Source organism: Candidatus Tisiphia endosymbiont of Empis tessellata (genome assembly GCF_964031035.1).
Classification (GTDB): Bacteria; Pseudomonadota; Alphaproteobacteria; order Rickettsiales; family Rickettsiaceae; genus Tisiphia.
The window spans coordinates 409605-421992 of the sequence record NZ_OZ034997.1; the positions used below are offsets into that span (position 1 = coordinate 409605).

Consider the following 12388-nt stretch of genomic DNA (forward strand, 5'->3'; position numbering starts at 1 on the left):
TTTCGATTGATTTGAGTATACTCACTAAAAATCACAGGTCTCTGTGACCAAACCCATTAACTGATCTATTTCAGGTTTTATTTGCGATTCCCAAGTTTTAGCAAGTGGGCAATCCATAGGATCAATAAGCAATACTTTTGTTCTTGCTGTAAATTCGTGATCTGCTACAATAATTTCATAAGTCGCTCTCATTTTATTAGAATAATGATTGTACTCATCTACAGTCATTTTTGACTCCCAACTTTTACTATTACTACATTTAGCCATTATTTGTGATCTACTAAAAGAATTAACACAAATAAATATTATATCAGGAAATTGTACGGTCTTATGAGTAGTTTGCACCTGATCTGTATAATGTTTTTTTACCATCTCCCAACTAAATCCTTGATCTTGACAAACAGCACCTTGGTATCCCACTACTTCTGGAAACCCTCCTTTACAAAATATGTACTGATTATTTTTTAAAGCAGTACTAATTAGGTTATCATAGATATTACAGCTTGCACTTATATATAATGCTCCACTTACTGTATTGTTAATTTTATCTTCTACTCTATCAAATTGAACAATTTTCTCTCCAAACTCAGTACTTTTGGGATCATCTACAATCGAGATAAGTTCTGGTGCAACCTTTCTTTCTTGTATAAGATACTCTACAGACATTTGTCTATATTCTTTTTTTCCAGCAAAACTCATACCACAAAACATTATATATTTATTCATAGTTATACCTCCTTATATATATTTTATTATAATAACATAATATAACTAAACACTAAGTACCTTTGATAAATTTTTACAATTAATATAAGAATTCCCACGATAAGAATAAAAAAAGTTGACAACTCTACATGATGATTCAATTACCTAATGCTTTACAAAAAGGTCAAGTATGCGTATATATGTTCTTCTAGTAAAAGTTAATTACTATAATTTAATAATTTTGTAATATTTATCTTATATTAATTAACATTTATTAGATTATATCTTTAATTAATACTAATGAGAATAAATTTATGACTGATAGTCTTCCATCTAATAGCTACTTTAGTAAATCAGCAAAAGTAGAGGATGATACTCTTGTTGTTAATCCTGCTGTTAATCTTGATACAGTTTCTCCCCCACCCTTCTCCTTGCCCTACCCTGTTGCTAACTCAACGTTTTACACTTCCCTTGTCGATTTACAGGGAGACACGAACAACCATAATAACGACCACAATTAGGGAATATAAAATTATAGAAACCCATTATGAAAACAAATATGACTATTGCTAAAAAAATATCCACCTACACTTAGTGCAGCTATATTACATGATATAATGCCTTATATTAACTATAAATATAAGGCATTAATATGTTTGGTCAGATTCTAGGTAGCATAGGAAATAGCATTGGTGGTGTTTTTGGTGGCGGTATATTATCCACTATTGGGAGATTTGCCGGTAGGACACTCGGTGATTACTTAGAACATTTAAATTATGAACCTGAGGAGTATTACCATTTTAAAAATATTAGAGAAAGTTTTTCCTTATCAAAAGCCGTATATGGGCATCCAATAACCTTAGTTTTTGGTACGGCAAGGGTCAATGGTAAAATAATTTGGGCAAGTCAAATTAAGGAAGTACAAGTTACCAGCGTTGCACAACGAGGTTTATCAGTTAATACCGAAACTGCTTCTATCCATAATTTAACGGAATGTGAATATTATTTATCCTTTGCAGTTAGCTTATGTGAAGGCGAAATAGCTGAAATTGGTAGAGTATGGGTTAATGATCAGTTACTCAATCTTGAACAATATAAATTCAGGCTTTATTTAGGGTCAGAAGAGCAATTACCCGATCCTTTAATTGTTGTAACTGAAGCTCAAGGTCAAGCCCCAGCATTTCGTGGATTAAGTTATGCTGTATTTGAAGACCTACCCTTAGCTGATTTTAATAATTCGGTGCCTAATTTTTCCTTTGAAGTAACTAGGAAGGCTAATATTCCCAGTAACGTTGAAGACGATAATAGCTCTATTGCGAAACTGTATATGAGAGAGGAATTTTTAGGAAAAACTAAGCAAAAAACCGGAGCATACTTTAGCGTATGTGAGGATTTTGAGCTTGATTTTGACAACAAAATTACCTCTCAGATACAGTTTCGGAGTGTAGAAGATTTAGTTGAGGCTGTTGACATAATCCCAGTATCCAGAGAGTTTGTTTATGACACTATAATACAATACAAAACTATACAAAACTCTTTAGGCGGTATCATTAGTAAAAAACCAATAAATTCAAATAATTACCGTAATATTGCTAATAGTCTTTATAGTCTAAATCAAATGAAAATTATATGCCCTAACATCAAATGGGTTGCACCAGTTGTATGTTGGTTTGGCGATAGTTTGGATATTGCAAGTTGTACTATTAAACCTGCTGTGGAATTTAATGATCCAAATACACAATATTCAGAACAATGGCAAGTTGGGAAATATTTACGTGATACGGCAAGGCTAGTATCACGAGATGCAGATGATTTTCCTAAATATGGCGGCAGCGTCAATGATGCTAGCTTAATCCGTTACTTACAGGAATTAAAACGTAGAAACTTTAAAGTTATGTTTTATCCAATGTTTTTTTTGGATGTTTGGCAAAAGCCATGGCGTGGTCATTTAACAGGCTGCGTAAATTCAATAGTAGATTTTTTTAATAAAGATGAGGGTTATAATAATTTTATCCTACATTATGCTAAATTGGTTAAAGATCATATTGATGCTTTCGTAATCGGTTCTGAACTAATAGGTTTAACTAGTGTCAAGGATCAATATAATAATTTTCCCGCTGTTAGCCAATTGATAAAATTAGCAAAATTAGTCAAAGAAATCGTGGGTAATAATGTACTTGTTACTTATGCAGCAGATTGGTCAGAGTATCATCACACACAAGATGGATGGTATAATTTAGACAAATTATTTGCCTCAGAATATATAGATTTCGTAGGTCTTGATGCTTACTTTCCTGTAACGAGAAGCATAAATTCAGGAATTTTACCAGAAGAAATCATGAAAGGCTGGCAATCAGGCGAAGGATATGATTACTTTATAGATGAAAATGGTGGCAGGCATCAGTTAGCTGCCGATTATGCTTGGAAGAATTTAAGACATTAGTGGGAGAATTATCATCGTAATCCTGATGGTGTTACAACAGAATGGCAACCAAGAATGAAAAAATTTGGTTTACGGAATTTGGCTTTCCTTCCATTGATAAAGCAACTAATCAACCTAATATATTCTTTGATCCTTTATGTAGTGATGGTGGAGTACCGAGATATTCTACTGGTGAAGTTGATTTTTCTATTCAGCGTAAAGCTATTCGAAGTTTTATTGAATATTGGCAAACACAAGAATATATCGAACAAATGTTTTTATGAACTTGGGATGCTAGGCCTTACCCAGCTTGGCCACATAGTAATATTTGGCGAGATGGTAACTTATGGGCAAAAGGGCATTGGGTTAATAATAAGTTTGGGGCTTGTAGTTTAGCGGCAATAATTCTCGAATTGTCTTATAAATGCGCTATTCCATTAAAGCACATCGATATATCAACTCTCGATGAAGCTGTAGAAGGGTTGGTATTAAATAAAGATTTGTCTTGTATTGATGTTATTAACCTTTTGCGTATTATATATTTCTTTGATATAATAGCTTATCAGGAACAAATTAAGTTCACTAAACGTGGATATTCTACCCCTAGTCATATTAGTCCCAAAATATTGGTTAAACTATCAAGCAATAGCTACTTAGAACAAATAGAAATTTCTAAAACTAGCATTATTAGTAAACTAGCACTAAACTTTATCGATCGGTATGATGATTATAATAATAGCTTTTGCCAAATAAATAGTGAGAATTTTTCACATAGACCTATTCCTAACTTAAAACTACCTATTATACTATATTATCTTGAAGCTGAAAGATTAGGGCAGTTAATCCTAAAAAATGCTGCTACTGAAACTAAAATTTTAAGATTTATCATGCCAGCAAATTTTATTAAATATCAACCAGGAGATTTTATCATATTATATTATCGGAATTATCAATATCAAATTAGGATTATCTCCATGAGATTATCTCGCCTAACAACTGAAATTCACGGAATTATTGATGAAGTTGAGAGTTATATATTCAAGTGAATAGCAGTATATATAAGCAGCAAGAATTTATTTGGAATCTATCCAAGATATATTCCCATCCCGACGGTAATAAACTACATTCATGCGATTAGTATGACTATTTTGAAACATTAAAGCAGGAAGGTTCTCAAGATCCATTTTCATCACTGCTCCACTTACTGATAGAGTTAATATTTCTACAGATTTTTCTGCTATAATTACAGGATTATCATATGCTGCCACATTATCTTCGTCTTCATGTTCATATTGATTGGGTGTTATAGTATATTTAACTGCTTTAGATGTTACTTCGGATATTTTAACTCTATCATGACGATTCTTGAGCTTAGATTTATACTTCCTAAGCTGCTTTTCAAGTCTAGCAAGAGCAATATCAAACGCTGAATATATGTCATCTGAAGCAGCGTTACCTTTCAATATCATATGTCTGCCTGTACCATCATTCACTACAATATCACAAACTAGTTGGAATCCTTGTTTAGAGAAATGCACGTTTGCACTAATTATTACATCACAAAAATACTTTTCTGACACCTGAATAGTACGGTTTCTTACATAATCTTGCAAAGAATTCCCAATAGAAATATGTTGACCTGATACTGATATTTGCATAAAATCCCCTTTAATTTAGTTAAGTCAAATATTATATGTAATAGAAAAGAGCTAGCATATACCCAACTACCTATCTATACAACTAATGTATAATCATGTGAATTTCAAGCCATTATTTTGAAATTTTCATAATGGCTTGATAATTGTGGCTTGATAATTGCTTTAGATAAAATATAAGCTCATAACTCTTTACTTCAAATTGTTTTTTTAAAGTATTTTTCAGTTAAAAAGCGATTCTTTGACCGTAATTTTACCTAAATTGTAACATTTTATAGCTAACTTAAATAAGGTTATAATTTTGTTCTAAATAATGTTTTTTTTGTTTTTACTATCTACTGAGTTTTGTTGTGATGACTTTCTAAGCCTAGATTTATTCTTATGTAGCTTTATTTATAATTGCTTTGGTTACTCTTACTACAAAAGATGGCTCAATCCCACCTTCTAGACAAGTTTCTTTAAAAGATTCACTACCACCAAAAATCCATAATTTTGCTTCTTGTTCTAGCTTTTTTGCTGTGTGGAATTTTGATATATTGGTTGCATCAATAATTGCCTGAGTAATAATAGCTTTACGTAAGATAACATCAGGTGAATTAGTGTATGATTTAAGACGTTCAAATGGGGATTGGAATTTAATAACATTATATATATTTACTTTGTTAACCATAAATTTATTACCATATATTGATTTTAATTAAGTTCTGCGTGCAGAACCTAAGAAGTATAATGATTTTTATGCGTGTACTAATAGTTTCAGGGTAAAAAAGTGTAAGTATTTTAAACTTTCTTAATAATTTAACCTGTATTCGATGTAACAAATTAATACTAGGCTCAAGTAATAATCCCCATTAGGAGGATATCAGCCCTGCGTAACTTACTATTGACCACATCTTTTTTTTGTTCGCTAGCAAATAGCTCACACTAGACTCATTGGTTATTTTGTGGTACAATGTAAATGTTTTTGCATACTCGAATGATCCTACGAATTTCAAAGCAGAAAAGTATAAATAATCTATGGTTTTAAAGTACTATGTCTCTGTTACCTATTGTGACTGCTCCAGATTCAAGATTAAAACAAAAATCTTTGCCAGTAAGCATAATCGATGATAGTATAAGAAAGTTGATGGATGACATGGTTGAAACTATGTATCATGATCATGGTGTGGGATTAGCTGCCATTCAGATTGGAATAGCTAAGCGTATATTGGTAGTTGATTTGCAGAATAATGATGATACAGAAAGACCCGCTGGGTTTTATCCATTATTTATCGCTGACCCGAAGATAATAGACAAATCTAAAGAATTAGTTGTGGCAATAGAAGGGTGTTTATCTCTACCGGAACAACGGGTCGAAGTAGCAAGGTCTGAGTCTATAACTATAAGATTCTTAGATTATCATAATAACCAGCAAGAATTAAAAGCTGATGGTTGGCTTGCTAGGGTTATTCAGCATGAAATGGATCATTTAGATGGTAGACTACTAATTGATTATTTAAGTGATATAAAAAAGGACATAGCATTACGTAAATTAAAAAAACTGAAAAATAATATTTTGTGCAAGTAATTTTCATGGGTACGCCTGAATTTGCTGTACCTACTCTTAAGAGTTTAATTAACAGTAAAGATCACCAAGTGGTTGCTGTATTCACTCAATCTCCAAAATCTAAAGGAAGGGGGCTAAATGAGGTAGCATCACCTATCCATAGTTTGGTATCAAAATATGATATTCCAACTTATACCCCTAAAACCTTGAAAACCGAAGAAATAACCAATTTAATTAATTCAATTAATGCGGATATAATAGTAGTAGTTGCTTATGGATTCTTGATACCACAAGTTATCCTACAAGCCAAGAAATATGGATGTCTTAATATCCATCCCTCAAGTTTACCACGTCATAGGGGAGCAGCTCCATTGCAGCGTACTATTATAGAGGGAGACTCTGAAACTTCTGTATGCATAATGCAGATGGATGAGGGGTGGGATACTGGTGATATTATATTGCAGCATTTGTTTTCACTCTCTCCTAGAATAACTTTACCAGTTTTGCATGACCAATGTGCAGAAATAGGGGCTGATTTATTGGTTAAAACTTTAGATAATATTGATAACCTACCAAGGATTGTCCAAGATAAAGATGGAGTAATTTATGCTCATAAACTCAAGAAAGAAGAAGGGAAGATAAATTGGTATGAGACTGCTTACAAAATAGATTGTAGAATTCGAGGTATGAATCCATGGCCTGGAATATATTTTGAATATAGAGGTAAAGTTATAAAGATCCTAGAAGCGTATTATAATGATTTGGATGTTAAATTACAGCCTGGTACTGTGGTTAATAATAATATCTTAGAAATAGCTTGTGGTAAGGGTACTTTGATCATCAGAAAATTACAGCAAGAAGGAAGAAAAGCTTTAAACGTTGAAGAATTTATACGTGGGGTACAAATTCCCCTAGGTACTTTATTGGATTGATGTGGGAGAATTAGTATATACTAACTCCAGCCACTCATCTTCATCAATAATTTTAATTCCAAGCTCCTTAGCTTTTTTGAGTTTACTACCGGCATCGCTACCCACCACCACTAAAGCAGTAGCAGACGAAACACTACTACTTACTTTAGCTCCTAACTTCTCTGCCTGAGATTTTGCTTCTGCTCTTGAAAGAGTAAGTAAAGAACCGGTAAATACTACAACTTTACCAGTTAATGCAGTTTTGGTGGTTTGATCACTATAGTCTTGAATTTCTAAAATTTTACTTAGCTGGTGAATAATTTGTAGATTTTCTTTAATATCAAAGAAATCGATAATATCCACCAAAATTTTATCTCCTATTCCTTCTAGATCATTTAACCTTTGGTACATAGGCTGATCACCCTTTAATAAAGATTCCATAGCTTCTATAAAATTACCATAATTCTGAAATTCTCGAGCAAGTAATTTGGCGGTTTGTTCACCAATATGTCTGATTCCTAGAGAATAAATGAATTTATTTAGGGGGACGATTTTGGATTTTTCAATGTTTGCAAATAGGTTTTCTACAGAAATTCGCCCCCATCCTACCATATTTTCAAGCTTGACTAAGCTTTTTTCATTATTATTTTGTAAATAAAAAATATCCACAGGATTTTCTATTAAAGATTTTTCCAGCAAAAATTCTATTTGTTTTTTCCCCAAACCATCTATATCTAAAGCATTTTTAGATGTGAAATGACAAATTCGTTCATAATTTTGAGCAGGACAATTCAACCCATTATCACAACGAATTATTATTGTCTCTTGATTATAATGTAACTGAAACCCACAAGATGGACAAAGCACTGGCATATCGATTTTTGGCAATTCACTAGAACGTTTAGTAAAATCTACCGCAGTAATTTGCGGTATGACGTCCCCTGCCCTCTGCAAAAATACATAATCGTTGATCCGTATATCTTTTCTGATGATTTCTTGATAGTTATGTAATGTAGCTCTTGATACCCTAACTCCCCCAATAGAAAGCAGCTCTAACTCAGCAACAGGCGTTAACACACCTGTCCTACCTACTTGTAGAGTAATGTTAATTAGTTTAGTTTGACCAATTATCGCAGGAAATTTATGAGCAATAGCAAATCTTGGGCTTCTTGCAATAAAACCCATCCTTTGCTGCAAAGCAAAATCATTTAACTTATAGACAATACCATCAATTTCATAAGGCAGCTCTTCTCTAGACAAATTCAAATATTCATAGAAATATTTCATATCATTTTCAGAATATGCTAATTTTCCTATATTATTAACGATAAACCCTAGCTCTTTTAACTTATCTAATAAAGCATCCTGAGAATCAGCTATTTTGTTACTACTACTTCCCACAGCATAAACAAAATACCTTAGAGGTCTATTTGCTGTAACGTTTGGATCTAACTGCCTTAACGACCCAGCAGCCGCGTTACGCGGGTTTGCAAATTTATCTTTTTTTGATAATTCTTGTGCTTGATTTAATAATAGAAAATCTTGTTTATTGATATAAACCTCACCTCTTACTTCCAAAATTGCTGTATCCAAGACTATTGAATGAGGGAAATTGTTTATAGTCTTAATATTTTCAGTTATATCTTCTCCAATAAAACCATCACCTCTTGTCGCAGCAGTGGTGAGTATGCCATTCTTATAGGTAGCAGAAAAAGATAAACCGTCTATTTTAGGTTCGCAAAAGATAGGTTGAAAACTATCAAGACGTAAGAAATTCTTTATTCTATTTATAAATTCTGATACATCCTCATTATCAAATGCATTACTAAGAGAAAACATTGGATTTATATGTTTTACTTTAGAAAATTTCTCTGCAGCTAGACTACCGATTTGTTTAGTTGGACTATTTGCCAGCACAAGATGAGGAAATTTTTTTTCAAGTTCAAGATTTAAATTAAATAATTGATCATATTCAGCATCAGAAATCAGAGGAGTATCTTCTTGGTGATATGCTTTATTATATTTTTCTATCTCACTTGCCAGTTGTTTTAGTAAGTTTTCTACCTCTGATTCAGAAAGATGTTCAATATTGGTTGGAATATTTTGCATATTAATCGTAAAAGTTTGAGGATCAGATTTAATTGTAACTAGGTATGAGGTACGGTAATGTTGTATTGAACTCAGGTTAAATTATTATTATCGCATAAACCTTGGCAACATAACCTAATAAGACCTATTTAACGTAAACTCAAGTAAAGAAGCTAAATGATCTTTATAAATATTCTGTATAGGGATTTGCTCTAATAAATTACTAGCCTCATTCTTAATGTTTGCTAGATGGTCGATAATTTGTTGCTTAATACCATGTTGTATCATCAAACTTCGTATTATCTCAAATTCACTCTCAGATCTATTATCCGCCTTAATCATTTTCTGAACTGTTAATTGCCCGGTATCATCAAGCTTCTTATATAAAAAGATTAGGGGTAGAGTTATTTTTCCTTCTAAAAAATCATCACCTATATTCTTGCCAATATCATGACTATTTCCTAAATAATCAAATAAATCATCAATAATTTGAAAAATATTTCCTAAATATCTACCAAATTTTTGTAAACTTTCACAGATCTCGTTAGATTGACTAGAAATAATTGCTCCTACTTCACAAGATACTCCAAATAACTCTGCAGTTTTCGCCATAATTATTTCATTATATTCTGTTTCGTCAATAATTCTCCGCTGATTCAATTTCACAAGCTGAGAAACTTCACCTTCTGATATAATTGCTGAAGCTCTTGATAAAGATTTCATAGCTTTAACAGATTTGGTATCTACCATTAACTGAAATGATTGACTAAATAAAAAATCTCCAACTAGAATACTAGCCTTACTCCCCCAAACAACATTAGCAGTAGGTTTGGATCTTCTCATTGTACTTTCATCTACTACATCGTCATGAAGTAAAGTTGCTGCATGAATAAATTCTACAGCTCCAGCAAGTTTGATATTATCTTCACCGACATAACCAAACATTTTACTAGTTAGAATTGTTAGTAATGGCCGGATTCTCTTTCCACCAAATTCTAGTAAATATTTACCTATTACGCCAACTAGTTGTTCTTTGGCAGCTAAGTGGGTCAGAATAAGTTTATTTAAGCTAGACAGTTCTACTGCTAAATCTTTATGTATTATTTTTATAGTATCCAATTTACATCTCTAATGCTATTTTAACCTCAGTTCGATATAAGAATTAATAATTCTTATATCGATACTTGCTTTGTTATAAGGAAAAATGCACTCTTGAAGCGGCTGACGCGGGTGCATTTTAACTTTTTTCATCATTCAATATGTAATTTTAATAATTAAAATCACATATTGAATGGAGTATTATATTTTAACAATCAGGTGGGCAGCCGCTTCAAACCTGATTGTTTCTATATATAATACTGAATTCGATGTAACTTGTTACATCGAATTCAGGTTATTTTATGACTTCCTGCCAAACATCACTATCAACCTCCAAAAAAGGCTGGATCATTAATTGTTTTAACAATGAATGATGCTCATTAAAATCAGGTACTAGTTCTTGTATCCTTTTTGTTACATTATCACCAATATGTATTTTTTCCGAGGCTTTTTTGTATAATGCTAGATAATATAATGGCAAAAATTTATTAAAGTCTACGGAACCTATTTTGCCTTTTTCTATATTACTTGAATCTAAATTATACTCAAAACTTATGTCACCTGAGTTAGAATCAGGATGATCTGATATGGTTCTTAAAAAATACTTCGTACCTTCTTTGTATACAATACGACTATCTTCTGAGAATGTTTTAAACCTACCCAAGTTAAAGAAATAATTGGTTATAATATCCGTTGCCTTTAAATAATTATTGAAGACAATAAGTCCCTTAATATCAAATTTTCTAAATGCATCTAGCCTGCATTCGCTTGATAATCGAAATCCGGTATTATTAGAAAACAAACTAAGATTATTTATTTGAGCTCTCATTATATCTTTTTTTCTAGCAAGAAAATTTATATCTAAATCAAAAATATATTGATGGTTCTCTAATTCAGTCAAGTTGAATTTATCTTTATTACTGTTAATATACTGTAATTCTTCTATTAAAGATGAACTATTAGGGAGTAGCGATATATATGACAATAAATACTGTATAGAATTCAATATATTATCGGAAAATCCTGGCTTCAAATCAATTTTTGATTCAACCTTAAGATGACTATCATTGCTACCTTCTTCTACTTTACTTTGATACAATAAAGTAGTCAAGGATTCTTGGATACTACTTGAAAACTTGCTGGATATCATTTTTATTTCCAAATCTTTAGCAAATTCACTATATAAAGATTTATTAGTTTTTATATAAAACTTACCTTCAAAACTAAAAGGTATCGGCCAAGCAAATCTATATAATAAAAGACCAGCTGGTATTCTTCTGTTTATAATATTACTTTCTAAGATGTTTGTTGAATAAGTAACATTTAATTTTTGTGGCACATTATTTTTAAAATCTTCTAGATCAGTATAATATTTATTCCTTTCTAGTGAAAATGAAATAATTGTATGATCTTCATCATATAATTTCTGCCCGTCAACTAAATCAAAAATTTTTGTTTTCTCAGATGTTAATTCCAACTTTTTTATAAAATTTATAATTTCAAACGGATCTTTTTTTTGTATAAAAATCTTAAATAATTTAAAGCTTAAAGGCATTTTAGCTATAAAAGAATAATTACCACTTTCGAATTTTGTACCAAATCCCAACTCAATAGGTTTATAGCGACCTGTTGCGTTACCAAAATAACTAACAAAGCAAGCCTGTTTCAGTAAATCATAACCTATATAAATCGGGGAATTAAATTCAATTATACTATTCTCTCCCTCTTCATGCCAACCAATTACTTGCAAGGCAATTTTAAACGGAAAACCATAGCTAACAACTTTATTAAATTTAATGAAATATTTTTGTTTACTATCTATCGAATTAGCAGCGATATAGCGGTTACCATATTGTTGATTAATATTACTAGCTATAAAGCTAATAATTAAGAACCACGCGATGGTATAAATCAAAAGAGTTACAGCAATTACCACTGATATATATATTAACGTTTTTCGCAT

12 protein-coding genes are annotated in these 12388 nt (G+C 31.6%); 6 read left to right on the plus strand and 6 right to left on the minus strand.

Annotated features, from left to right (window positions below):
• Positions 1 to 24: 24 nt before the first annotated feature.
• Complete coding sequence (locus tag AAHM86_RS02075; protein WP_342268116.1) at positions 25 to 726, minus strand: hypothetical protein; 702 nt, start codon at positions 724 to 726, stop codon at positions 25 to 27.
• 293 nt (positions 727 to 1019) lie between these two features.
• Between AAHM86_RS02075 and AAHM86_RS02080 the strand changes: the two genes are divergently transcribed.
• From AAHM86_RS02080 to AAHM86_RS02095, 4 genes are all read left to right on the plus strand, one after another.
• Positions 1020 to 1226 carry a hypothetical protein gene (locus AAHM86_RS02080; protein WP_342268117.1) on the plus strand — a complete coding sequence of 69 codons (207 nt, stop codon included), beginning with the start codon at positions 1020 to 1022 and terminating at the stop codon, positions 1224 to 1226.
• A gap of 131 nt (positions 1227 to 1357) precedes the next feature.
• The gene (locus AAHM86_RS02085) at positions 1358 to 3148 is read left to right on the plus strand and encodes a glycoside hydrolase TIM-barrel-like domain-containing protein (protein WP_342268118.1); all 1791 of its coding nucleotides are present in this window, start codon (positions 1358 to 1360) and stop codon (positions 3146 to 3148) included.
• Positions 3149 to 3189: 41 nt separating this feature from the next.
• Complete coding sequence (locus AAHM86_RS02090) at positions 3190 to 3411, plus strand: glycoside hydrolase TIM-barrel-like domain-containing protein (RefSeq protein WP_342268119.1); 222 nt, start codon at positions 3190 to 3192, stop codon at positions 3409 to 3411.
• Positions 3412 to 3540: 129 nt separating this feature from the next.
• On the plus strand, positions 3541 to 4173 hold the full coding sequence (locus tag AAHM86_RS02095) for a phage tail protein (RefSeq protein WP_342268120.1): 633 nt from the start codon (positions 3541 to 3543) through the stop codon (positions 4171 to 4173).
• 27 nt (positions 4174 to 4200) lie between these two features.
• On the opposite strand, the gene hpf is transcribed toward AAHM86_RS02095, so the two are convergent.
• Both hpf and AAHM86_RS02105 read right to left on the minus strand, forming a co-directional pair.
• A complete protein-coding gene (gene hpf, locus AAHM86_RS02100) occupies positions 4201 to 4785 on the minus strand; it encodes a ribosome hibernation-promoting factor, HPF/YfiA family (protein ID WP_342268121.1) in 585 nt (194 codons plus the stop codon).
• A 376-nt stretch (positions 4786 to 5161) separates the two neighbouring features.
• Positions 5162 to 5452 carry a hypothetical protein gene (locus AAHM86_RS02105; RefSeq protein ID WP_342268122.1) on the minus strand — a complete coding sequence of 97 codons (291 nt, stop codon included), beginning with the start codon at positions 5450 to 5452 and terminating at the stop codon, positions 5162 to 5164.
• Positions 5453 to 5815: 363 nt separating this feature from the next.
• Between AAHM86_RS02105 and def the strand changes: the two genes are divergently transcribed.
• Together def and fmt are read left to right on the plus strand one after the other, a co-directional pair.
• The gene (def, locus tag AAHM86_RS02110) at positions 5816 to 6349 is read left to right on the plus strand and encodes a peptide deformylase (RefSeq protein ID WP_342268123.1); all 534 of its coding nucleotides are present in this window, start codon (positions 5816 to 5818) and stop codon (positions 6347 to 6349) included.
• A complete protein-coding gene (fmt, locus tag AAHM86_RS02115; protein ID WP_342268124.1) occupies positions 6340 to 7260 on the plus strand; it encodes a methionyl-tRNA formyltransferase in 921 nt (306 codons plus the stop codon). Before def ends, fmt begins: the two co-directional genes overlap by 10 nt.
• Here the strand turns inward: fmt and ligA are convergent.
• The 3 genes from ligA to AAHM86_RS02130 form a co-directional block, all read right to left on the minus strand.
• Positions 7249 to 9348: an NAD-dependent DNA ligase LigA gene (gene ligA, locus AAHM86_RS02120; protein WP_342268125.1), complete on the minus strand. Its 2100-nt coding sequence runs from the start codon at positions 9346 to 9348 to the stop codon at positions 7249 to 7251. The two genes, fmt and ligA, sit on opposite strands and share 12 nt — an antisense overlap.
• A 114-nt stretch (positions 9349 to 9462) precedes the next feature.
• Positions 9463 to 10446, minus strand: a complete 984-nt coding sequence (locus tag AAHM86_RS02125; protein WP_342268126.1) for a polyprenyl synthetase family protein — start codon at positions 10444 to 10446, stop codon at positions 9463 to 9465.
• Between the two features lie 274 nt (positions 10447 to 10720).
• Complete coding sequence (locus AAHM86_RS02130; RefSeq protein WP_342268127.1) at positions 10721 to 12388, minus strand: hypothetical protein; 1668 nt, start codon at positions 12386 to 12388, stop codon at positions 10721 to 10723.

Coding starts and splice junctions, on each gene's coding strand:
- AAHM86_RS02075 (WP_342268116.1), bottom strand. CDS start 726: ATGAATAAATATATAATGTTTTGTGGTATGAGTTTTGCTGGAAAAAAA.
- ligA (WP_342268125.1), bottom strand. CDS start 9,348: ATGCAAAATATTCCAACCAATATTGAACATCTTTCTGAATCAGAGGTA.
- AAHM86_RS02130 (WP_342268127.1), bottom strand. CDS start 12,388: ATGCGAAAAACGTTAATATATATATCAGTGGTAATTGCTGTAACTCTT.
- hpf (WP_342268121.1), bottom strand. CDS start 4,785: ATGCAAATATCAGTATCAGGTCAACATATTTCTATTGGGAATTCTTTG.
- AAHM86_RS02080 (WP_342268117.1), top strand. CDS start 1,020: ATGACTGATAGTCTTCCATCTAATAGCTACTTTAGTAAATCAGCAAAA.
- AAHM86_RS02105 (WP_342268122.1), bottom strand. CDS start 5,452: ATGGTTAACAAAGTAAATATATATAATGTTATTAAATTCCAATCCCCA.
- def (WP_342268123.1), top strand. CDS start 5,816: ATGTCTCTGTTACCTATTGTGACTGCTCCAGATTCAAGATTAAAACAA.
- AAHM86_RS02085 (WP_342268118.1), top strand. CDS start 1,358: ATGTTTGGTCAGATTCTAGGTAGCATAGGAAATAGCATTGGTGGTGTT.
- AAHM86_RS02090 (WP_342268119.1), top strand. CDS start 3,190: ATGGCAACCAAGAATGAAAAAATTTGGTTTACGGAATTTGGCTTTCCT.